This window comes from Catalinimonas alkaloidigena, from assembly GCF_029504655.1.
GTDB lineage: Bacteria > Bacteroidota > Bacteroidia > Cytophagales > Cyclobacteriaceae > Catalinimonas > Catalinimonas alkaloidigena.
On the sequence record NZ_JAQFIL010000001.1, the window covers coordinates 4,489,129 to 4,513,398 of the forward strand.

Here is a 24,270-nt window from a genome sequence, read left to right on the forward strand (position 1 = left end):
TTAATACGATACAACCTGAGCAAAGAGTACTAGGAAACCTGAGAAAACTATTGTTGTTCTCAATTGAATTTACCCACTCCGCCACTCAATTTCTGAGTAGTAATTTAAGTTTTCAGATACTACAAGCCGCTTTCGTTATTTTCATAAAAAAACTTATTCTGCTCCAAAGCTTCGGTCAGCCGTTGCAGAATAAGTTCTTGATTACGACTCAAGAACCAATGATCTCCCTCTAATACCTCTAAGGTAAATTCCCTGCTAGTTTGAGTTCGCCATTCATCTACCTCATCTATTGACACTACTTCGTCTTTAGAAGCGGCAAAACCGGCAATAGGAATATCTAACTTACCTGAATCGGCGTATCGATAACTCATCAGCAATGGCATATCGTTTCGCATAACTGGGAGTATCTGCCGTAAGAAATCTACATCGTCTATATAATTAAGGATGCCGATGATTTTTTCTTCAGAATATGACCGGATAGCTGTTTTGGATATGGCCTCCGTTTTCTTCCAGTCTTGGGTCAATTGAGGAGCAATTGTTCCCGATACAAACAACTGAAGTGCTTTGATACCGTGGTGTTTCCACAAGAAACGGATAAGTTCAAATCCAATGATACCTCCAAAGCTGTGCCCAATTACTATGAATGGTTTATCCAAGTATGGTCGGATGGCATTTGCTAGATCAGGAATAAGCTGCTCTATATCTTCGTAAGGAGCCTCCTCACTACGGTTCTCTCTACCCGGTAACTGAAACGACAATACATCGGTGTTTTTAGGAGGATTCAGTAAGAAATGACTGAACATGGTAGCCCCGGCTCCTACCGGATGGATACAGAAAATTCTTTGCTCTATCTCCTGCTTGTTAGTTTTGTTACGTACAAACCACTCATTAACTATCTCCATTTCATCACCCAAATCAAAACCGGCAGTAGCCTCATTTTTGGAACTTTCTTTCTTAGGAGCTGCCGGAGCTTCTGCCGGAGGGCTACCCACTAGCATCGCCGCTAACTCTCCTATACTAGGTCCTTTCGCAATCTTCATGAGTGGGAAGTTAATACCTAGCTTCTGCTGAATCCAATTTCGTAGCTGATTAAGCATAAGTGAGTCCAACCCTAACTGGGCAATCGATAGATCAGCATCAATCTTTTCGGCAGATGTACCCAGGATTTTTGCCAATGCCTCCGATAATTTTACTTTCAAAATACGCTGTTTTTGCTCTGGGGAGGCATGCAGCATCTCATCTTCAAAAGAAGTTGCCCCTGACGTATTCGAAGACTCTTCTTGGTTCAAAAACTTCGCAAATCGTACGTCATTCTCCAGGTGAGTGAAGAAGTTTTTAAACCGTGACCAGTCCAGGTTGGCAACCATGCGCTGAGCGGGCTTTTGCAGTAAAATACTTTCAATCTTGTCGGTAACCTGCTTTACTGATAAAGGCAACCATCCTTGATTGGATAGTACATTCATCACATTCCCACCATCCCGAGACATACCCGCGTATTGTCCTAGTACTCCTAAGTTGATTGAGGAGGCTGATAAGCCTAATGACTGTCGATAATGGGCTAATTTATCCAGAAAATTATTAGCCGATGAATACGCTGCTTGTCCCGGCAACCCAAACAAAGATGATATGGATGAGATCATCAGGAAGAAATCAAGTGAATCATTCTGAGTTAACATATGCAAATTCCACGCTCCTACAACTTTGGGTCTGAACACTTTCATAAAGCGATCTAAGTCCGTATTCTGAAGCGTAGCGTCATCGAGCACTGCTGCACTATGCACAATACCTTTTATTGGCGGCATCGTTCGACGAATCTTATCAATTTCTTTTTGAACATTAGGTTCGTTAGTGATATCCACATTAGCTAGATATACCTGTACCCCGTCAGCTTTCATACGGTCTACTGATTGGAAATCTGACTCCAGCTTACAACCGCTCCGACTCATAAGGGCTAAATGGCGAGCTCCCTTTGTAGACAACCACTTTGCCAAAGTTAATCCAAAGCCACTCGCTCCGCCGGTGATCAGGTACGTAGCATCTGACGGTAATTGTAGATCCAACGCAGGCTTTACGTTAATAGGTTGACTACCGAGACTAACAACTGTTTTTCCGATATATGTATCATTCTGGCTAACCATTTTCTGAACCGCATCATTCAAATCCTGAATTGGATATACTTTAGTCGGAAGACCTTTCAGCTTCTTCTGATCAAACAGCTGAACTATCTCATGTAGTAAAGTACTGCTCAATGCCGGCTTGCGCGTATAGAGGTGCTCGATATTAAGTGAATGATACGATAAGTCACTTTGAGTAGCAAACTGTAGTTTTCTTTCACGTTCGAAACGAAGGTCAATGTATTTACCATACGGTACTAAACATTTGAAGCCTTCCATTACACTGTCTCTCGTAAAAATATTTGCGATAGCATCTACTCCTCTATCTCCGGTAATGCGAAGTACCTGCTCCGCAAAACGATTGGATGAAGTATCTACTACATGTTCTACACCTATTGATCGAAGATAAGTACGCCCATAAGTATTGTCCGAAGTAGCATCAATCGACGCAATTACATTAGCTCCGGTTAGTTGGGCAATTTGAATAACAGCCAATCCAACTGGACTAGTAGCACCATGTACAAATATCCAATCCTCTCGTTCTAGTTGAGCTATCTTATTTAGGGCATAATACGCAGTGAGATAGGCTACTGGGATACCCGCTGCTTCTCTAAAGCTAAGACTGCCGGGTTTTAGCACAACTTGTTTTTCGTTAGCATATATGTACCCTCCTAAACAAGCAGAAGTCCAAGCAATCACTTCATCTCCCAGCTTAAGTTTAGTAACTTTATTACCCACTGCCTTAACTACTCCACTGCATTCCCAACCAAGTGCGTATCTTTCTTGGGTACTTAAATCACTCATGGTTACAGAATCCTGATGCGACAATCCGGTAGCTTTGACTTCAATCGCTACTTCATTCTCACCAAGTTTTGTAGGGTAAGTATTGCGAAAAACAGTTCGTTTGCTTTCCCCTTGTCCTTCAAACGTAGCTCTGAAATTTGCACCCGATGCAGGTAGTTGGTATACACATGACTCCTCAGCGGTTTCTTCAGATACTTCTATTAAGGTGCGTATCAGCCTATCATTACCTCTAAGTGCCATTTCGGGATATTGAATCGTCTCTTTACTCAGTATGCTTTGGTAAAGCCAATCCAATTCTTCCTCTGTAGTATTGCTACTAATATCAACAATACGAGTAGTAATGAACGGATATTCATTCATCATCACTCGAGAGATACCGTAGATAGCAGCCTGGCTAATATTGACCGAGTCACCCTCGTAAATTAATTCTACTCCCTGAGTAATTATTTGAATTGTCGGTTCTAACCCCTGGGAGACAACTGACCGGATCGTATTGAGTAAGGCATTGATCAGAGCTTCTTGCTGACTCTGAAAAGCTGTGGATTCAATATTCTTCTCATCTTGAGGAGCTAGTGCCCAGAGGTAAATAATTTTATCGACTAATATATCTTTATTTAGCAATGTGAGGAATACCTGCTGTATGTCTGATTGTTCGTTAGGATTAACGATATAATGCTGTTTGCTGATCTCTTCGAAACGTTCTCCTTGATAGATAAGGATTGGGGATAATCCGTCAGCCTGAAAGCGGTTTATCAACTTTTCTGAAATATCGCCCCGTTCAGCGAAAATAGCTATCTTTTCACCTAATGATTTACCCGACTGACCAAGCACATCTGTTTGTAACTCATCTTCCAGTTTCTCCCAGGCAAACTCGTACATACCTTCGTGGCGCTCCCTCTCAACTTCGCCCCGAGAACCATCAATATACTTACATTCTAACCCCTGAATCTCGGCAACTAGCGTACCATCTTCGTTAAAAATCCAGTAATTGGCATTGAGATACTCGGCGTGAACATCACTGATTTCAATGTAGCAGTACACGCTGTTCTCGGGAGATTGATGAACCTTAAATTTCTCTATGTACGTAGGTAGATAGATGCCCGTTTTTTCTTCTTCATTGGTCCATTTACCGGCGTATTCAATAGCATGTAAACAAGCGTCGGAAAGTGTAGGATGAAAGTGGAACTTCTCCGCTTCATGGGTACAACGATTGCTAAGTGAAAGCTGGGCTAATATTGTACTGTTATCTTTATCCGCCCAAAGTTTCTTTATTCGTCGAAAAGTCTCCCCGTACTGCAGTCCGCCCTCCTTAAGCTCCAGATAATAATCAGATACCGAGATTGGTAGATAAAAATTTTTCTGGATATCGGATAGCACCTTGGGTTGAGAACGAAAGTCCTCAGACTCACCTACAATCCTTCCCGAAGAATACTGATCCCATAGTGACTTATCTGCCGAATTTTGAGCACATAGGTAATATTTCTTATTGTCCGATGATATCTCTAAGCGGATAGTTGGCATATTTTCTTCGGAAAGAAATAATGCAGTTTCAAACTTAATGTTTTCCAAATGACTAAAGCTATCCGGAAATGATGCTTTTCCAGCAGCGTAAGCCACCTCTAGGTGCCCAGTACCAGGAAACACTATATCGCCGTTCACTTTGTGATCGTCAATATAATTATGTTTAGCTGGATTGATATCGACTTCCCAAATAAAGTGCTGGTTTTGTATTGCTGATTGGATGCTTTCCGAAAGATGTGGATGTACTTTTGTTCCCAATCGCTTTTGGGCATTTTCTTTAGTTTCAAACCAGCAGTACTCTCGTTGCCAAGCATAAGTGGGCAAGCGCACATATTTAGCATCTGAGCCAAACTGCTTGTACCAACTTACCGGATATCCAATAGTATGAAGCTTTCCTAGAGAAGTCATCATAGTTACTACTTCATCCTCCTTTCTCCTCAGCGAAGGAACGATCAAACTGCCATTTCTGTCGTTTTGACGAAGCAGAGCTAACACTCCTTCGGTTAGTACGGGATGAGGGGCAACCTCAATGAAGACATCATACCCGTCATCAATCATACTTTGGACGGCGTCGGTAAAGTAAACTGTTTCTCTAACGTTTTTGTACCAGTACTCACTGGTTAAGTGCTTTCCATCTTCTTGGTTTCCCGATACAGTTGAATACAATGGAGTTGATGCCTCGTGAGGTGTCAGATCTTTTAAGGAAGAGATTAGCTCTTCTTTAAGCGGAAACATGTGGTGACTATGAAAAGGTACATTTACCCGCAAGAACCGATGAAACACGTCCTGTTTATCCAGTTGCTGAGCAATAATTTCTAGCGGCTCAACATCGCCTGATAATGTGAGCATCTCAGGGCCATTAATTGCCGCAATGGATACCCGATCTTCAAAGCCTTTAATAAATTCTTTAGCCTCTGGTAATGGAAGGGCTACCGCGAGCATTTTTCCCTTGCCAGTAGCTTTATTTTGTCCGCGACTACGATGGTAAATAACTTCAACCGCCTGCTCAAGAGTCAATGCTCCGGCAGTATACGCCGCTGCTATTTCACCAATAGAATGGCCAACGCAACCTTCAGGATTGATGCCCCAGGATTTCCAGAGTTCGGTAAGCGCAATCTGGATTGCCATGATAGCTGGTTGGGCAATTCGCGTATCGCTAACGCGAGATGACTCTTCATCTTTATTCATTTCTTCTAATAGCGACCAGTCAGCTATCCGAGAAAATAGTTTGTCAATCTTAAGGATAACGTCACGAAATAACGGTGATTTCGCAATGAGTTGTTGCCCCATGGCAAACCACTGAGGGCCTTGCCCTGAGTAGATAAATCCAATTTTAGGAGTTTCTTTCCAAGTTCTTTTATTGTAACTCATTCCCGGCCTTCTTTCATCCCGAAGAAAGGCAATTAAATGCTCAGCTAATTCTTCTTTAGAATGAGCGACAACCGTTAACCGATGGTCGTGATGAGTCCGACGGGTAGCAGCAGAATAACATATATTCTCAAAGTTGTTTTCCGTATCTTTTAGATAATTGATAAAGTTCTTCACACTAGTCTTCAACCCCTCTAAGCTCTTAGAAGATATACTGAAAGGCCGGGCTTTGTCTCCTCCTTTTGTGTCCGAATCTGATTGTGAAACGGGTATATATTCCTGTAAAACGATATGGGCATTGGTACCACCCGCACCAAAAGAATTGACCCCTCCAATTAACGGTTTATCGGTGCCATCCAAAGACTCCTGCCTGGTAGGTACTCGCAATCGGTATTCATCGAAAGGGATTTTCGGATTAGGATTCTCAAAATGTAAGTTTTGAGGAATTAAGCGGTTTTTAAGCACCAATGATAGCTTTATCAGACCCGCAACACCTGCGGCCGCCTCAAGATGTCCAATATTACTTTTTACCGAACCCATCCAGCATTTCTGATCCTCAGCCCTATCTTTTCCAATCACTTTTCCAAAAGCCTTTGTCTCAATAGGGTCGCCCACCGGTGTACCTGTACCGTGCGCCTCAACGTAGGATATATTTTTAGGGTTTACTCCCGCCTTTTCGTAGGCTTCTTGCAACATAGCAATTTGTGAGCTCACGCTAGGCACCGTAAAACCATCTTCGGTGTATCCATCTTGGTTTACAGCCGACCCAAGTATAGTAGCATAAATATGATCACCATCTGCTTCGGCTCGTGATAGAGGCTTTAGTAGTACCATACCACAACCTTCACTCCGCACATAACCATTCGCCCGGCTATCAAAAGACTTACAGTGGCCATCAGGTGACAAAAAGTTTCCCTTCGACATTAAAATAGAAGATTCCGGCCTTAAAATAAGATTTACCCCGCCAGCCAGACCTATCTCGCTTTCTCCTGTCCAGATGCTCTGGCAAGCCAAATGCACTCCTACTAAAGAAGAAGAACAAGCCGTATCGATAGTAACGCTTGGACCTTTTAAGTTAAATAAATATGATAAGCGATTAGCTCCTGATGTACGAGAAGCACCCATCGCTACATGAGGGCTGGTCTGATCACGTTGTAAACTAGAGGTTTGTATATCCCAATAGTCATTCATGAACATACCTACATATACCGCAGTTTTAGTACCCGAAAACTCTTCTAACTTGATTCCTGCATCCTCTAGTGCCTCTAGAGTCACCTCCATTAAAATGCGCTGCTGAGGGTCTATACGATTAGCTTCAGCCGGATAAAAACCAAAAAAGCTCGCGTCGAAATCCCCAATGTTTTTAAGAAAACCGCCTTTTCGAGTTTTTATTTTTCCAGCTTTAATTGGATCAGGGTCATAGAATTCGTCCAAAGACCATCGATCTGAAGGAACATCTGTAATTGCATTGCCTCCTTGCTTTAAGAACTCCCAATATTCCTTAGGGCTAGCAACCTGGTCGATCTCATTTCCACTAGGAAATCGACATCCTATACCTACTATTGCTATAGGTTCATTTTTTGCGGTATTCGGGGCATCTAGCACTCCGTTCTCGTAGTTCTTCATCAATTTATGAATTTATAAGTACCGTCTACATCATGCTATCTCAAATATGAAAAGTAGCCGTCTTGAGAGTGGGTATGTTTGAAAACGTTGGTAAAATTAAATTATAACAAGATATATATGATGCTAAGAACAGAGAAATAATTACTTAAGTAATAATAAAACTCAATATATCATTAATTGAAGATGTAGGAATTTAATATAGCATACTCATTGATAAATATGTAGATGAGTGTTGATGAAATGCCGGTTAGCAACGCATTGATCCTGTTAACTTAATCCAAAAAGCAAGAAATCCGGTAGCGTTTGATTAGGTACTATTCCCCTATACTATCTGAAAATCAAAAAGTTAGATGTATTTAATCTTCCTTTTTTCGTAAATTCAGATATCAACGGCGTAGTAAAACCCCTTCAGTAAAACAGTAGTGATAGATAAGTATGAGATAAAAATGAGATTAGACAGCAAGCTTGTAATTGATATTCCGATAGCAGTAGAACAGAAATGGGCGTTAAAAACAGAATAACATACTTTTGGTGGCCTTTGGTAGCGTAAAAGTAAATGTGCTTCCCTCTTCGAGGGGTAATGTTTCAGCAAGTATGTAAAATTGGAAGTTTATAAATTTGAAACAAACCACTTGAAACGTGAAACCAAAAGAACATAAATTAAATGAAGAGTTTCTATGTCAGTTTAAGTCTGAACAGGACATATCTGCATATTTCGGTGAGATGTACAAAGCCGTCATTGAGCAGATGCTGGAGGGGGAAATGGAACAGCATCTTGGGTATGCGCCTTATGATCGGCAGGGTGATGAGCAAGATAGTTACCGCAATGGCAAGAAGGCCAAGTAAGTAAGAAGCTAACTAGGGACGTTAGATGTGTCGGTACCCCAAAACCGGCACAGTAGCTTCACCCTGAAGGTGGTACCTAAACGCCAGTCTGTGATGGCTGACTTGGAAGAGCGCATACTGATCTTCTATGCCCATGGTATGAGCACTAGAGACATCGCTACACAGATGGAATTTATGGGGTAGCTTTCTCAGCTGCTCAAGTATCGTGGATCACCGAACGGGTGCTGGATACGGTTAAGGAATGGCAGATACGTTCGCTGGATGCCTTATCCTGTGCTTTGGCTAGACGGTATCCTCTTCCGCGTCAAGGAAAGCAGTCAGTATAAAACCAAGGCCGCCGAAATTCTAAGATAAAAATAAGCTTTCTTCATATAATTTTTTCAGGAAAGTGATTTCTACGCTGTGGGGTATTGGAATATGGATAACTCTATTAAGTTGCCCACATTCTAATAGCGTAATAGCAGCAACAATAATTCAAGTTGCTTGCCTGTACCGCTTTAAGCGCATACTCAGTACCCTGGTTTATCGTAGCGAAAACTCGCTTAATTAGCCTAGCTCGTACTGCGTTAATGACGACCATCCTAGTGGTTGCACACAGGGGGTTTCCTTCTTTCGTTGGTAATAAATAGGCTTTCAACTCACCAATCAAACCGGGCTACATCGCAATAGGAGGCAAACTTTCGGTCATCAGCAAAAGACATAAAGTTATTGGTTGCCAATATCAGGGCTACAGCAGTTGCTAAACCAATCCCCGCTACTTTTCTCTTTCTAAGAAAATCCAGAAACATCCGATAAAATACTGATTTTAAATCTCAAAACTTCAGTTTAAGTAAGTGGACAAAAGTTATGTGGTAAGCCTTAATTATGCTGCCTTATTGGTATGCGTTACATCACTGAACTTACCGAAAAAGAGAAAGGGCAACTGCATGAAAGATTCCAAAGTGGCCCTACTCATCGCTTTCGTATTCGTTGTCAAAGCATATTGCTGAGTGCAGAAGGGTATCGGATCAACTAATTGGCCGCCATGTTTAGCGCCGACCGGGATATGGTGAGCCGGTGGTTAGGCCAGTGGGAAAAAGAAGGCTTGAAGAGATTACGAGATCAACCTCGGCGTGGCCGACCGGCTAAACTACGTTTGGATAATCCTGAGCATCTACAGGTGGTAAAGAAGCAGATAAAGATAAGTATGTCAAAGTTTAGATAAAGTACGCTTAGAGCTAGCCGATTGGCTTCAGGTAGATGTATCTAGGAAGACACTGAAGCGTTTTTTAAAAAGCTTGGCGGTGGCCGCGCCATTACCGATGGCGGCGCTTCCGGTTATCGCTGAAAGCAAGACAAAACCCTGCTGAGTACCAAGACAAAGTAGAGCGCTTATCAATACTTATAGAGCTATACCAGAACAACAATACTGACTTATTCTTTGCCGTGGTCCCCACCGGGATAAGGCAGGTTTTTGTCTTACTCCCACCGTCCCCTATGGCTGGCAATTGAAGGGAGAGCAAATAAAGCTGGTGCCTAAAGACAGTAAGCGGCTAAGTATATTTGGGCTCATGAGCTTAGACAACCGCTTAGCAGCCTATCCTACCGAGGAAACGACTACGGGAGATTTTGTAGTACGGTGTATGGAGGATTTTATTCAGACCATTGATAGACCTACAGTCGTCATATTAGATAATGCCGCGCGGGGGCACCTATTCATCGATGCCAAGCTGTTTATGCTTGGATAGAACAATGGCAAGAGCAGGATTTGTATATCTTCTTTCTGCCGAAGTACAGTCTCCATCTCAACTATATTGAGATTCTTTGGCGGAAAATGAACTGGGCCGCCGACGGCGGTATAGGTGGCTGAAGTCAGAGAACTACAAAAGTTAGGGTAGGCTTACCAAAGCCGTAAAAAGAATTCTTAGGAGTTTTGGTAAAGAATATAGAATCCGTTTTCAAAACTCTGATTTACCCTTTTAGTTTTGTCCACTTACTTAATGTTCCGGACCGCAGACTAAGGCTTAGGAGGATTCAGTGGCTGTTTGTTGCTTTCCTGTCCCTCAAATGTACCGGTTTCCAAAAGTTTTTCCAGTGGATCGGGCCGAGGCTGAAAAGTTCTCAGGTGTCTAACGATTCCCGCCATGACTTCATAATCTGTCATATCCATCATGACAAAGGGATGAGGCATGTACAAGTTTGTGAAGCGTTGGATGTCGTACTGGTTTAGCTTGGCAGCTACCGAAACCATCGCCTGGTACTTGTCGGTCATGGCTTCCTGGATAGACTGGTTTCGCTGCTCTTCCTCTTCTATTTCCATAATCTCCTTGAGCTTCTTGTGCTGCTGAAATTCACTGTTGAACAGATTGGCAAAAGCGGTCACCGCCCCTTCCAGCCGCGCACCATTTTCACCACCGCCTACTCCCACTGCGTTTTTCTCTTCAGGTTCCCAATGTTCTAACATAGGTGTACCCTGTGACCTTCTCAAATCTACCGTGCTGTCATAGTTACGTGGAATGTATTTGGTGATGTCTATGTATTCTTTAAACTTCACTTCATCCAGCACCGTAACCTGCGGCTCCATCCGAATAATCAGATTTTTAAGGCTCTGGGGAGTAATATCTGCCGGAACGATCAGGTAAGGTTTGTAACCCACACTGGAAAAGACAATAGAGTCGGTAGCGTTCACCCTGATCTTAAAACGACCATCGGCCGCGGTAACGCCTCCCAGATTAGAATTCTGTATCCTCACATGCACCGAAGGTAATACCTGCAAAGAATCCGCATCTATCACCCTACCTTCTATAATGATCTTTTCCTCCTCCTGCCCAAATGATAATAAGGGGAGAAGTAAGAAAAGTAATATAAAGTACCCTACGTACTTATTCATAGAAGCGGATTTTGATACACAACATCATTCTTTTAACGTAAACTCAAAGGGCTATTGTTATAGTTCGCCAGCTTATTTTACTTCTGCTGAAGTAATGAGATCAATATTATCAATAAAGGTTTAATAGACATTATTCTGATTTTTTACTGTTTGCACAATCAAAAGAAATTGAATGAGTCATCCCGCAGCAACGCGGAGGGATCTTTACCACTATAAAAATCATAGAGTTAGGAGGATGGTAAATATTTCTCCGTCACTCCTCGATGGTTGCACTCCGAAATGACAAATAATAATGTGCTATACGTTCTTTTGTTTCCATAAAAGAAAATCAGAATAATGCTTAATGTTAATTTATTGTTGATAAAAACCATTGTATTCCTTTTGCAGGAGAGGCATCAATTCCTCCACGATTTCAGGATGACTTTCAGCAATGTTTTCAGATTCGTAGGGATCGTTTACATGGTCGAATAATTCAATCAGTGGCTCCTCTTCCCTGAAGTATTTCGTGAGGCGATAACGTGCATTGCGGACAGTAGCGCCTCTCCTGAAGTAGCTATACGCCAGCTCATTTGAACCCTGAGCAGGCTCACGAAGCAGAGGCATAAGACTCTCACCATCGGTAGGATAAGCAGGCTCAATATCACTGAGTTCCATGAGCGTCGGATAAATGTCTACCGTTTCTACCACTGTATTGACCGCTGCATTACCTTCCATACCGGGTACTTTGATCATCAGTGTACTTTTGAGCGCCTGCTCAAAAAGCGTATGCTTGCCCCACACCAACTGATCTCCCAGATGCCAGCCATGATCTCCCCATACTACCACAATGGTATTTTCTGCCAGCCCCAGCCTTTCCAGTTCGTCCAGCACTTTACCAATGAGTGCATCGGAGTAGCTAATACTGGCAAAGTACGCATGACGAAGCTTGCGGGCATACTCATCCGACACCGCATGGTCCAGCCCGGCTTCCTCATCATTCAGGTGGTAGCCATTAAACTCTCCACTGCCGTGCAGGCTCTTGAGGTTTACATGTTCAGGAATATGAGACACCGGAGACAGTGGAATTTCATCCCGCTCATACATATCCCAATACTTTTGAGGAGCAGTAAAGGGCAAGTGCGGCTTAAAAAATCCAACGCCCATAAAAAAGGGTTGGTCTTTGTCTTTCAGCTCTTTGATCTTATCAACCGCCAGGCCAGCAGTAAGCCCATCAGGATAACCTTCATCCTCTACCTCGCCTTTCTCGTATGGCTTTACCTGCCGGTTCATGCCCTGCCGGTTGCTGCCATCGGCATAGCCAAAGAAGGCATTCCAGCCGGTACCCCATTTGCCGTAGTCAAACAACAGTTCGTTCCAGCTATGGGGCATTTCTCTCTGCTCAGATACCGGCTCAGTGTATCCGTACCAGTACCCATCGGCTGAATGGCTCATCTTGCCTATACCCACGGTGTAGTAATCATTTCTCCGCAGATGGTGAACAAAGCTTTCCGGCCGTTCTTCTTCTGGCTTACCAATCATATTATCAGCGATAGCGCTATTGGAAAGATGACCTGAGACTGAAGGCCTCATCCCGGTCAGCAGGGCAAAACGGGAAGCCCCGCAGGTAGGCACCTGTACATAATGGTGATTGAAGGTATAAGCCTGAGCAGCTAAACGATCCAGGTTGGGGGTTTGAATAAATGCTTTTGTTTCGGGGTCAATTTCAGAACGGAAGTCATCAACGGCAATGAATAAAATGTTGGGCTGCTCAGACTGAGCATACATGCTGCTTACCCAAAAGTTTAACAATAAGGCAGGGAGTAGGAATAGTTTTTTTCTCATGAAACAGATTCAGGTTGAATTCAATTTTCAATATAGAAAAATAACTAGTTTTTCTTCAATGCTACCGCTACCTGCTTGAGATGATGGAGATTATGACTGGCTACTTTGTCAAATTCATCTTTCAGCGTCCTGACTCCGGTATCGCTGTGCACATACTCTTTCGCACCTAAAGCTTCATAATGTTGCTCCGCCAGGTAGATGATATTATCCCTGACAGAAACATAGAGATTTTTGCTGAGTACCAAAGGGTAGGTTTTGTAATCCAAGCCCTCTTCCCAGGCATCCTGGTCAAAGTTCCAGAGGACCTGCCGCGGTTCGGCGATAATTCTCCTGATCCTCTCGTACAAAACAGTTTCCGTATCTGCCAGATGTACCAGAATCTGTTGTATGCTCCACTTTCCATCTCCGTACGTTTTGCTTAAATCAAACTCAGGAAGTTCAAAGTATGCTAAAGTTTTGTGTTTAGTGTCTGCCAGAAGTTTTAATGTATCCATGTTTATTTTTATTGGTTAATGTTGTACTTGCGTTCGCACAGGAATGTAGTGCCTTTATCAATTATACCAACAGCTACTTAAAAAACTTGCCAAGTCCAATGGAAAAAAGTACTAAGCCATAGCAATAATGCTCTATACAAACATTGACCAGGCTTTTGGTTTTGAGGTAGTTGTAAATAAAAACCCAGCTAAAGCAAAAGGCTGCGATGGGTGCAAACCAGTTGTTGTAGATCACATGCAAAAAACCGAACAGCAAAGCATTGCTAAACAGGAAGAACCATTGCTGTGAAAACAAACCCCTGTAGCGATGAAAGTAGTAACTTCTGTATACTATTTCCTGCGGAATCACTGAAAGGAAGGGGTACAAGCCTAATGTTAAAAGGTAATTATGAGTGTTTTGTAAAGGATACTGAAAAAACAGCTCAGGATAAAAATACCAGGTAAATCCTACTGCGATTAAAGCAAGAAACACAAAGCGTAATGCCGCTTTCTTCCAGGGATACTTATTGAGGATATAGAGTATTTTATTTTCAAAAGTGGGATCATTCCACAAGAAGAAAAAAAATAGCACTGCTGTACTGAGGAGCGGTATGATGATATACATTCCGGAAATAAACCACTTCGTCAACAGGGGCAAAACCAGATAAAACAGAGTGAGTTCCGTAGCTTTGAATGATTTTGAGTAATACCACTTTCCAGGGGAGAATGCCATATATAGTTTATTTGAAGCAGTTAAATACACAGTACTCCCCTGCTCTGAAAATGTTATGATCTAATTTACAAATGAAAGCTCTTAAACACTCTACAATATCCTGCCTGTAGTAAGCTCATGGACGAAAGCTGTAATTCTCCTTTTGAACTATTCACTTTCAAGCCCCATACGAATCGCTGTTTCTACCGGAGAATAGACCGCTCCCTTTTGTTCCAGTTGGAAAGCCTCAGCAGGTAGAAGTGGAGGCTGTGCCATAAAGCGCGGATGTTCTCCATGGTGGGATTGGGCCGCGTGAACCAGGAAGGGATGACAGAGGTAGACCGTACCCGCTTCTCCCGTCGCCCCTACCTCCTGACAGTGGGCTGTTGTCTCAAGCTTTTCTGCTAATTTCATAAACGTTAATCCTTCTTCTCCATATGGCGCCAACAGTCTGGCTACTTCCAGATGAGAAGTGGTTCTTATGCGTGTTGGCGCGTCTTTTTCACTGACATCAGAAAAAAGAAAGAGCATAAGCAGCGCTCTCCCCCTGGAGCGTACATTGATTCTCCAGGAAAGATAGTCATTTGGGTTATCCCCGGGAAAACTGGCATCCACATGCCAACCGGTATCAGCGGGCTCATCAGCACCGGGAAAGCGGACTGGAAAGCTTCCTAAATCGTTTCGGGCGAGCCAAAGGCCTTTTCCTACCAGCTGGTCAAATGCAGTATGCAACAATGGGGTGTTAACCGCCTTGCGAAATGCTTCCTGATGGTAGTTGCCCAGCCTCACCACCGGCTGAGTCCAGGTGGAAGGGTCATCAGGCTCAGCAGCTATGTCCAGCCATAAAATTTTGCGTACTTCTTCTGCCCACGCCTTTGAGAAAGCGTGCTCCAGCCGGACAAAGCCTTCATGAATAAATTGCTGTATATGGGTCTCACTTAGCATCCTGCACAATACTTTCTTCCTGCGCTAATCTAACAATTTCAGTGCATTTTACCTTCCTCATTCTATGAGCACTGGAAATAGTCAGTCAAGATACTATATTGCCATAAGTATATTTAGAATACTCAGTCATGATGAATCTACACCTAAGCCCCTGCCTACTCCTGCTTACGCTATTCGTAAGTGGTGCCTGCCAGAATTCTTCTGACCAAAACGTAAATCAAAACGTTGACATGTCTATCCGAACCAATTTTGAAGGAGGCAGGCTGGGTGAAGTGCGGCAAATTGCAGATAACCACTGGGAATGTGCTGTAGCCGGAGAGTCTGATTCGGAAGGCCGAAACCGGCAGGCCAGTTGGTACTACTTTCGCATTGATGGAGCGAAAGGAGAGACACTTACCATTGACCTGACCAATCTCGTAGGTGAGTACAATTACAAGCCCGGTGCACATGCCATTACTTCTGAAACCCGACCAGTGATCAGCTATGACCTTAAAGAATGGCGACATCTAGGTAAGGAAGAAGTGGAATGGAATGAAGAAAAGGTAGAGCTGCGCCTGAAAATTCAACCCAAAGAAAATAAAATGTGGATAGCGCATCAGCCACCATACACCACCGCACGCCTTGAACGGCTGTTGAACTCATTCCAGGATGATCCATTTGTACAAATGAGCAAGATTGGTGAAAGTGCTGACCAAAACCCTTTGCACCTGCTTACCATCACTAATCCCGAAAGTGCTCCGGGAAACAAAAATATCATTTGGCTGATGGCACGTCAGCACTCCTGGGAGTCTGGTACTTCCTGGGTGATGGAAGGTGCATTTAAATACCTGCTGGAATCTGAAGATGGTAAAAAGCTGCTTGACAAAAATATATTCAAGATCATGCCGATGGCCGACCCCGATGGCGTAGCGCGTGGCGGAGTGCGCTTCAATAAATTCGGTCATGATCTCAATCGTAACTGGGACCTGGTCATTCCAGAAGAAATGCCGGAAATTTATGCCCAGAAAAACGCCATTGTCAACTGGCTGCTGCAGGGTAAAAAGATTGATATCTTCCTTACCTTGCACAATACCGAAGCCGCTGATTACATACAGGGACCAGACTTAGCAGTGGGGCAAAAACTTTTTAAATATATGTCAGAAAACACTTCTTTTAAAGATGAGCAGGGACTCAGAGAGATGCCCGCCACCACTACCGAAGGTAAGCGAGGACGTATGACCGTCAATCAGGCGCTCTGGGCTGAACAGAAAGTTCCGGCTTATTTAATGGAGCTAAAGGTGGAGGAAGTAGAAAAACTCAATGCCAGAAGGTCAGTAGAAGACTGGCTGGCGCTGGGCGCCGGAGTCGTGAATGGTTTGGTAGCCGCGGTAGAATAAGGTAAGTAGATTGAAGCGATATGAAAACCCGGAATGTAGGCATACTACTGCGGGTTTTCAAAAGCGGGCTCTACCAAAGCAGGCTTTCAAGCTTTTTTTACAAGAACATTCCTCCTGATGCTTCCAGTCGCTGCGCGTTGATCCAGCGGGCGTTTTCAGTACATAAGAAGGCGACTATACTACCTATATCATCTGGCAGGCCGACTCTTCCCAGGGCAGTTTGTTGTGCAATATCCTCCTTGATCTGTGGATTGGTGGCAAAAGCCGGTGCGGTAAAATCTGTTTCAATGGCCCCTGGTGCTACGGTATTGGCGGTGATACCTCGTCTCCCCAGTTCTTTTGCCAGATAACGGGTAAATACCTCTATCGCTCCTTTCATTGAAGCATAAGCAGCATTGCCCGGCAGGGTAGCGGGTGGTGCGGTTTCTGCAAGCAGAAAAGGAAACTCTTCAAAGATATCAGCATGTACCTGTTCTTTCAAAAATGCTTCGGTAAGGGTAATGATGTAGGCTTCATGCAACGCCTGCATCTCAAACGCTTTGATGTGGCCCGGACTGGTAAAATAGATCGTAGCCGGAACCGTAGGAAAAACATGTTCATCTGTCGTATAAGTACCTCTTCCGTCCTTGACAAAAACAAATGAATAGTACTCTGTCCGAAACTTAGGAGATTTGAAAGGTAATTCTGAGTGGATATCAGGGAGAAAATGAATCGTAAAATCTACCTCCTGCTCTATTGGCAAGTTCAGTGCCCTATAGAGGTCAGAAAGAGTATGGTATACGATCAATTCTCCCATCTGTAGTTTGTTTAAGCCATTTCCCAACCCTGACGCACGGGCTCTTTGATAAACTGATCGGCTTCGGGTAAGCCTTTGGCTTTCATCTGCTCATAATCCCAGTCAATTTTCTTGCCGCCCATCCGTAAGGAAAGTACACCGAGCAAGGTAATCTCTGTCAGTCGGGCACCATACTCAAAATTAGCGCTGGAAGGATCTCCCCCTTTGATCGCGTCAACCCAATCTCTAAAGTGACCATTGGAACGGGGTATTGTTTGCCTGGGTGGCTTAACAGCATCACGTAAGCTCTCAGGATAAATTTCAGGAGCACGGTTGCCTCCATCATTCATGATAATGCCTTTCTCTCCTACAAACATAGAAGCACGACGTCCATATTCATAGCCTTTGGGTAGGGCTTCGTGCAGCTCAGGCCGTAAGCCACCGGAATACCAGTGCAGCTTAAGCGCTGACTGATCTCCCTGCTTTTTAAAATCATAATAGCCGATCTCACCATAAGGCGCTATGTTCTCATCACTATAGCCTGCCGGAAATATCTGCACACTCTCCGGAGCCTTGAGGTTAAAGGCCCAGGTAGCAGCATCCATATCGTGGCAGCCAAAATCACCCAAAGCGCCGCAGCCATACATCCAGAAGTCTCTCCAGCTCACCGGCACATATTCTTCCTGAAAATCCTGCTCTTTACGGGGGCCCTGCCACAGTTTCCAGTCAAAGCCGACGGGCAGGTTGGGATTTCCCTGAGGTAGCCCTTGCAGGCCGGGATTCCATCTGCCTGCCGGTACCCAGGCATGGGCTTCTCTTACTTTGCCGATGACTCCGGCTCGCAGATATTCTACGGTCTGGCGAATACCATCCGCACTATGGCCGCTATTGCCCATCTGCGTAGCCAGACCGCTTTCTCTAGCTAAGCCCTGTACCTGGCGCGCTTCCCAGATGTTATGCGTAAGCGGCTTCTCACAGTACACATGCTTTCCAGCCTGTAAGCCTAGCGAAGTGATGTAGGCATGAGAATGGTCAGGCGTAGAGCAGACAATCGCATCCAGGGCTGTTTCTTTTTCCAGCATCTCCCGGAAGTCCAGGTACTCAGCTACCTTGAAGTTGGGTGTTTTGGCTGCGTAATGTTCTTCTACCAAATCCATCACCGGTCCCCGGCCCGCTTCTGAGCGATAGTAGAAGTCGGCCAGGTTCCAGTAGTAAGCCGGATCGGCAATAGCCGTCACCTGCACATCATCCAGTTTCAAAAAGGCTTCGGTGTTTTTTCTGCCTTTACCTCCTGCACCTATAATTCCAATATTGACCTTATCGCTGGGTGGTACAAAGCCTTTACCTCCCAGTACATGGCGGGGCATGATCATAAACCCTGTAGCTGAAAGGGCAGCCCCTTTTACAAAATTGCGTCGGTTTACTGTTTTCTGCTTACTGCTGTCTTGATTCATCAGATATGAGTTACTTGTTAGGTATTAAAATGATTATGGTTGAGCCATAAACCACCCAAGATAAGCAGATTATTTTATTTTGGCAGAAGACAGGAAATTATGCTCTTCATCAGCAGCACAAGTATTTAGCTATGCTTCAACTTTTACCACCACTTTACCGATGGATTTACCGCGCTGGAAAAGCCGGATGGCCTCAAGCATCTCTTCAAAGTTGTAGACATGCCCTACATGCTGGGGCTTGAGCTGTAGCGATTGTAACCCACTGAGCATTTCGTGCATCATATCCGTTTGTTCGTATAGATAGATCAGGTTGAAGCCCATGATGGACTTGTTCTGGGTGGGCAAACTCATGGGGTCAATCTTTGGCCGCCTGAGGTATTTCCAGATAAGCCGGGGATAGTTGGGGCTGGAACCATGACTGGTAAAACTGGCTGAACCGTAGGAGACCATACGTCCCATGGGAGCCATCGCCTGCCATCCCTGTTTAAGGACTTTACCACCTATGCATTCCATGATCAGGTTTAGCGGTCGTTCGCCTAAGGCGCTTAGCAGTTTTTCATAAAAATCATCGTCGCGCAGAATGATGTCATCATACGCTTCCTGCTTCCGCAGAAAGTCTACCTTATTCGTTTGGCTTACCGTACCAATGGTATAGGCATCGTATTTTTTGCAGATGCGATTGGCCAGAATCCCTACGCCACCCGCTGCGCTGTGGATGAGAACGGTCATGCCTTTTTGTAAGTTACCCAGTTCTTTGAGCGCATAATAGGCAGTAAGGCCCTGCACCAGAAAGCCTGCGCCCTGCTCAAAGCTCCAGCCTACAGGAAGCGGAATCACATAACGATGGTGGATGTTGATATGCGAAACATAGCCTCCAAACTTGGTAGCGCCCATGACTTTATCACCAACTTTCCACTCCCCCACCTCATCACCTACCGCTATGACCTCACCGGAAAACTCCAGTCCCGGAATGAACTTACCCTTGGGAGCCGCTTTGTACAGCCCCTGCATGGCGAAAACATCGGCGAAGTTGAGGCCTATCGCCTTCACTTGCACACATACTTCGTGGGCCTGAGGATCAGGGAGTGCTTCAGTTTGTAATTTCAGATTTTTGATAGAGCCTGGTTTCGGCATGCTGTATACCCGGCGCTGGCGCATAAGTGATATGATGGTTTGGTTTTAAATCTTTTTTAGCTGAATGAACATAAGATGTGCCCTCTTTTCTTTCAGGTCTACTCTCTAACATTCGGCAGAGAGCTGCAAAATACGAAAGATAAATTTAAGCTTAAGAGAGATAATCAATTCCGGTGAGTTTTTCAGAAACTTCTCATAAGCGGGTTGCCTTTTGCCCGTTTTTGGAGTTTTGGTTGGAATCCACCACCACGGGTTTTCCCTTGCGCTGCTTTTTGCCATCCGGTCCCAGGTACTCACCACCTTTCAGCTTATCATCTAAAGCTGTCCGTAAAGTTTGGTAACGCCCCTTCTGCGGCCGATTGGATAAATATCGGTGCCAAAACTTTGGCCATCAGATGTATAAACTTAGGAAGATTGCGAACAAGCTCCGTATCGGATATTCCCGGATGCGCAGCTAGCGAAATGGTAGAATGGCCCCTAGCCTTTAACCTGCGCTGCATTTCGTAGGCAAACATCAGGCAGGCGAGCTTGCTTTGTCCGTAAGCCTTACGGGAACTGTAACCTTCTTCAAAAGCCATATCGTCAAAGTAGATATCGCCCCAATTATGGGAAAGGCTGCTTAGGGTCACTATCCGTGTATTTTCTGCTGCCTCCAGTTTGGGAAGCAGGAGTCCGGCCAGGAGAAAATGGCCCAGATAATTGATGCCCATTTGCTGCTCAAAGCCATCCTCAGTGATTTGGTAGGGCGTCAGCATCACCCCGGCATTATTGACCAGCAGGTCAAGCTTCTCAAACTGTTGCTTAAATTTTTCGGCAAATGAACGTACCGATTTGAGGCTGGACAGGTCAAGTTCCATGATATGCAGGCTGGCCTGGGCATGGCTTTCTATGATTTTGTCTTTTGTTGCCTTAGCTTTCTCCCTATTACGGCAGGCCAGTACTACTTCCATTCCCCTTGCGGCCAGTGCTTTGGCAGTTTCAAAACCCAGCCCCACATTGGCCCCGGTAACCACTCCTATTTTACCTGCTTGCGAAGGCGTTTCTTCCAGTTTCCAGCCTGATGTCATATGATCTGTTTATACGTTGAACTATTTTTTATTATCTACTGAATTCCTCCCCTTCCCGGGACGAGCTTATCCTGCGCTCTCTCCTAACGCCTTATTCTTTCTCAAAGCAGTAATCTTCTTCAGGATTACGGAAAGAAGTAAACTGAACAATACAAAAGCAATGAATAAAATAAAACCGGGCTGAAGAGAGGTCTTATTGGTGGAAATACTAACCAATGCATCGGTCTCCACATTCATGATGGCAAGTTGATCCTCAAGTATCCCCTGAAATCCAACGTAGGACATAAAAATAGCGATGACATACACATCGGCCATGCTCCACTTTCCGGATTTGAAAGCAAAAAAATATATAACTTTGTTGTTCTTCCACTTCTCTTTTCCTGTAAGGTAAATCTGGGTAGCAAGCAACTTGGTAATGGGAAATACAATACTGAATACGAGGATCAGCAGCCCCACCAGAATGGAATCATATTTTCCTGTTTCCAAAAGGATGACCACTACATCTACAATACTTTTGCTTTGAAAAAAAAGAATCTGATCATTAAAAGATATCTCTTCCCCTATCAGAAAAAAGCTTACCTCTTTAAAGCGGGCATCAATTTCAATCATGGGTGTGGTGAGTCCCGCTCCCAGCACGACCAAAGCCAACAACACTGAAATGATGAAGAAGGGCGTATGTACTGTTTTCTGATGCCTTAATAGCCACCACAGCATCAAATAGGTCAGAATAATTCCTATTACGACATAGGTAAAGAAGTAAGTTTCTTCCTGTAGCCTCTGAAGTGTAGCCTCGCTCCTGCGGTTAAACTCTTCCACACTCGCCACATTATTTTTAGCTAAAATTGTGTTTACCAGCAATGAATCATTGGCTTCAGCATAAGTGCTATCCGTATATTCCTGAACTTTGGTTCTGACCAGATATTTAAGCGCTTCCTTATTATCAGGCGCTTGTATTTCATTGGTAAGGGTCTGGGAAAAGGTAGGTACCAGGGCTTCTATTTTGTCTTTGTTCACAAAAGTATTGACCGCAAACTTCGTAAGCTTACCTTTAAAAGTTTTCTGTTTCTGCTCCAGCAAACTATCTGCCTTATTGACGACAGCATACAGCATCTGATCAATGGCATACTTCAGGGTGTCTTCCTGCGCAGGGGTCAGCTCAAAATCACTGATCCTGTTCATAGCGATCTTGGTCAGATGATCGCTCCACACATTGATAGAAAGCAGACCGTAGCTTATGCTGTTGACCTCACTGTAATCAAATTTGATTTCTGCTCTTTTGGAGGAAAGGTTATAGATATTGAAGGTACACCATCCGGCCGCAAGCAGCAGAGCACCGGAAAAAAATATGGTGAGCGCGCGTTGTAAAAATTTGTTCATAAAGTAAAATTAGATTCATGTAGAATACCCACATACGCCAAATTGTTTAAGCTAAGTATAACGCTTGCTGAAGTTGACGTCTATGTATCAAGTCTACATTATACAAAACCTTGAAATAGAGGCACATACATTTCCTTAGCAATATCAGAAGAGGGAATGCTTAACGCTACTACTTTTACATCCTCTACGTTGACGGTATAGTATAACTTTCCTGTTATTCTTTTGAGGATGCGGGGCTGAAATTATATCGTCGCCTCAAAATTTCCCGAAACTGATCTTTTTCAGGAGACCATTGTATTACAAATACCTGAGCTCGTAGCTGTGGCTACTCCTCTAAATGCAGACGAGCGGCTTTCGTGTTTTGTGGTACGTCAAAGATGATACGGACGGACTGCCTGCTTCTGAAGCGCTCCACCTGGAACTGCTGTTAATTGTCAAAGCTACTTCAGTAGGGTAAACTTCTTGATAAAGTGATTTCTACTTGCGCCAGTTGCTTTAGGTCCAGCTACTTACTATCAGCAGGATAAATGAAATGAGGAAGCTTCATATTTACTTTCCGATACAGAACTTGCTAAATATATTTCCCAGCAGATCATCGGTAGTGATTTCACCGGTGATTTCACCAAGGTGTTGTAAGGCATGGCGAATATCCTGGGCCAGAAAGTCATGGGTAATTTCATTGGCTAAGCCATTAAGCACATCCTGTAACGATTCGCGGGTCTGCAGTAGACTTTGGTAGTGGCGTACATTGGTCACAATAGTCCCGCTGGTCTTGAGTTTGTCCAGGTCTACGAAATCAGTGATCATCTTTTTCAGCCCTTCCAGGTTTTCTTTCCGTTCCGCTGAGATAAAAACAACATCTTCAATTTTTTGAACAGCTTCCAGCAGTTCCGGCCGGGCTTTGTCCACCTTATTACCCACCTTGATAAATGGAATACCCTGGTTCTCCAGCTGATTGATTGCCCGATATACATCCTGAATGTTATCATGCTCCAGATCAAAAAGATAAATGATAAGCGAAGCTTTCTGCATCTTCTCATAAGTACGCTTCACGCCTATAGCTTCTACCTTGTCGGTAGTTTCACGTAAGCCCGCAGTGTCGATGAAGCGGAAACCAATTCCTCCGATATTAATCTCATCTTCAATAAAGTCGCGGGTCGTGCCGGGTATGTCGGAGACTATGGCTTTTTCTTCGTTGAGTAGGGCATTGAGCAAAGTAGATTTTCCGGCATTGGGCTTACCGGCAATCACTGTAGGCACACCATTTTTGATCACATTGCCCAGGTCAAAACTATCAATTAGCAGATTGATCATGCGTAAAATTTCGTTGATCAGGTTTTCCAGTTGCTCGCGATCCGCGAATTCCACATCTTCTTCTACAAAGTCCAGTTCCAGTTCTATCATAGACGCAAAGTGTACAAGCTGCGCCCTAAGGCCTTTAATTTCTTCTGAAAAGCCGCCCCGCATCTGATTGAGGGCTGCTTTGTGAGAAGCTTCAGAATCAGACGATATCAAATCAGCTACCGCTTCAGCTTGGGCCAGGTCAAACTGACCGTTCATGAAAGCACGCTTGGTAAACTCACCGGCCTGAGCCAGCCTCGCCCCTTTTTTCAGTAATAGTTGAATGATCTTGCGGACAATGTAAGGGGAACCGTGGCAGGAAATTTCTACCACATTTTCTTTGGTAAAAGAGTGAGGAGCCTTAAATAATGAAACCACAACTTCATCTAAAATCTCTTTTCCATCTCGTATGGTACCAAAGTGAAGGGTATGGGAAGCTTGCGATTCCAGGTCTTTCCCCTTAAAAACCTGATTAGTGATCTGAATGGCATTTTTTCCCGATAGTCGAATGACAGCTATAGCTCCTATACCCTCAGGTGTAGAAAGCGCTACGATGGTATCTTCTACGCTATATTGCATAAAAAAGTCAGTTATCTGTTCTCTTTTGCAAAGGTACAGGATAACTGACAATCCAAAATTTTATGGCA

18 protein-coding genes and 1 pseudogene are annotated in these 24,270 nt (G+C 44.0%); 6 read left to right on the plus strand and 13 right to left on the minus strand.

Annotated features, from left to right (window positions below; all coding sequences use genetic code 11):
• Nucleotides 1-119: 119 nt before the first annotated feature.
• Entirely contained in the window at nt 120-7,433 is a 7,314-nt protein-coding gene (locus OKW21_RS18285) for a type I polyketide synthase (RefSeq protein WP_277481832.1), read from the minus strand.
• 639 nt (nt 7,434-8,072) lie between these two features.
• Here OKW21_RS18285 and OKW21_RS18290 point away from each other — a divergent pair.
• Nucleotides 8,073-8,605: pseudogene (locus OKW21_RS18290) on the plus strand (transposase).
• A 312-nt stretch (nt 8,606-8,917) separates the two neighbouring features.
• On the opposite strand, the gene OKW21_RS18295 reads toward OKW21_RS18290, so the two are convergent.
• Nucleotides 8,918-9,067 (minus strand): transposase, encoded by a 150-nt coding sequence (locus OKW21_RS18295; RefSeq protein ID WP_277481834.1) that lies wholly within the window; start codon nt 9,065-9,067, stop codon nt 8,918-8,920.
• A 92-nt stretch (nt 9,068-9,159) separates the two neighbouring features.
• Here OKW21_RS18295 and OKW21_RS18300 point away from each other — a divergent pair, with 92 nt between their 5' ends.
• From OKW21_RS18300 to OKW21_RS32770, 4 genes are all read left to right on the plus strand, one after another.
• Entirely contained in the window at nt 9,160-9,294 is a 135-nt protein-coding gene (locus tag OKW21_RS18300) for a hypothetical protein (RefSeq protein WP_277481836.1), read from the plus strand.
• A 9-nt stretch (nt 9,295-9,303) separates the two neighbouring features.
• A complete protein-coding gene (locus OKW21_RS18305; protein ID WP_277481838.1) occupies nt 9,304-9,483 on the plus strand; it encodes a helix-turn-helix domain-containing protein in 180 nt (59 codons plus the stop codon).
• 211 nt (nt 9,484-9,694) lie between these two features.
• Nucleotides 9,695-10,006: a transposase gene (locus tag OKW21_RS18310; RefSeq protein ID WP_277487737.1), complete on the plus strand. Its 312-nt coding sequence runs from the start codon at nt 9,695-9,697 to the stop codon at nt 10,004-10,006.
• Nucleotides 10,003-10,128 carry a transposase gene (locus tag OKW21_RS32770; RefSeq protein WP_420870142.1) on the plus strand — a complete coding sequence of 42 codons (126 nt, stop codon included), beginning with the start codon at nt 10,003-10,005 and terminating at the stop codon, nt 10,126-10,128. Before OKW21_RS18310 ends, OKW21_RS32770 begins: the two co-directional genes overlap by 4 nt.
• Nucleotides 10,129-10,275: 147 nt before the next feature.
• On the opposite strand, the gene OKW21_RS18315 is transcribed toward OKW21_RS32770, so the two are convergent.
• The 5 genes from OKW21_RS18315 to OKW21_RS18335 all read right to left on the minus strand — a co-directional run bounded on the left by OKW21_RS18315 (nt 10,276) and on the right by OKW21_RS18335 (nt 15,099).
• Nucleotides 10,276-11,148, minus strand: a complete 873-nt coding sequence (locus OKW21_RS18315; protein ID WP_277481841.1) for a carboxypeptidase-like regulatory domain-containing protein — start codon at nt 11,146-11,148, stop codon at nt 10,276-10,278.
• 351 nt (nt 11,149-11,499) lie between these two features.
• Nucleotides 11,500-12,969 (minus strand): sulfatase, encoded by a 1,470-nt coding sequence (locus tag OKW21_RS18320; RefSeq protein ID WP_277481842.1) that lies wholly within the window; start codon nt 12,967-12,969, stop codon nt 11,500-11,502.
• A 44-nt stretch (nt 12,970-13,013) separates the two neighbouring features.
• A complete protein-coding gene (locus OKW21_RS18325; RefSeq protein WP_277481843.1) occupies nt 13,014-13,463 on the minus strand; it encodes a DinB family protein in 450 nt (149 codons plus the stop codon).
• 73 nt (nt 13,464-13,536) lie between these two features.
• Nucleotides 13,537-14,175: a CPBP family intramembrane glutamic endopeptidase gene (locus OKW21_RS18330; protein ID WP_277481844.1), complete on the minus strand. Its 639-nt coding sequence runs from the start codon at nt 14,173-14,175 to the stop codon at nt 13,537-13,539.
• A 147-nt stretch (nt 14,176-14,322) separates the two neighbouring features.
• Nucleotides 14,323-15,099: a phytanoyl-CoA dioxygenase family protein gene (locus OKW21_RS18335; RefSeq protein WP_277481845.1), complete on the minus strand. Its 777-nt coding sequence runs from the start codon at nt 15,097-15,099 to the stop codon at nt 14,323-14,325.
• Nucleotides 15,100-15,227: 128 nt separating this feature from the next.
• On the opposite strand from OKW21_RS18335, the gene OKW21_RS18340 reads away from it, so the two are divergent.
• Entirely contained in the window at nt 15,228-16,475 is a 1,248-nt protein-coding gene (locus OKW21_RS18340; protein ID WP_277481846.1) for a M14-type cytosolic carboxypeptidase, read from the plus strand.
• 97 nt (nt 16,476-16,572) lie between these two features.
• Here OKW21_RS18340 and OKW21_RS18345 read toward each other — a convergent pair whose 3' ends face one another.
• From OKW21_RS18345 to mnmE, 6 genes are all read right to left on the minus strand, one after another.
• Nucleotides 16,573-17,271, minus strand: a complete 699-nt coding sequence (locus tag OKW21_RS18345) for an SDR family oxidoreductase (protein WP_277481847.1) — start codon at nt 17,269-17,271, stop codon at nt 16,573-16,575.
• Between the two features lie 11 nt (nt 17,272-17,282).
• Nucleotides 17,283-18,704 (minus strand): Gfo/Idh/MocA family protein, encoded by a 1,422-nt coding sequence (locus OKW21_RS18350; protein ID WP_277481848.1) that lies wholly within the window; start codon nt 18,702-18,704, stop codon nt 17,283-17,285.
• A gap of 129 nt (nt 18,705-18,833) precedes the next feature.
• The gene (locus OKW21_RS18355) at nt 18,834-19,862 is read right to left on the minus strand and encodes a synaptic vesicle VAT-1 family membrane protein (protein ID WP_277481849.1); all 1,029 of its coding nucleotides are present in this window, start codon (nt 19,860-19,862) and stop codon (nt 18,834-18,836) included.
• Between the two features lie 287 nt (nt 19,863-20,149).
• Complete coding sequence (locus OKW21_RS18360) at nt 20,150-20,905, minus strand: oxidoreductase (RefSeq protein WP_277481851.1); 756 nt, start codon at nt 20,903-20,905, stop codon at nt 20,150-20,152.
• 66 nt (nt 20,906-20,971) lie between these two features.
• On the minus strand, nt 20,972-22,282 hold the full coding sequence (locus OKW21_RS18365) for a paraquat-inducible protein A (RefSeq protein WP_277481853.1): 1,311 nt from the start codon (nt 22,280-22,282) through the stop codon (nt 20,972-20,974).
• 549 nt (nt 22,283-22,831) lie between these two features.
• A complete protein-coding gene (gene mnmE, locus OKW21_RS18370; protein WP_277481856.1) occupies nt 22,832-24,202 on the minus strand; it encodes a tRNA uridine-5-carboxymethylaminomethyl(34) synthesis GTPase MnmE in 1,371 nt (456 codons plus the stop codon).
• Nucleotides 24,203-24,270 lie beyond the last annotated feature (68 nt).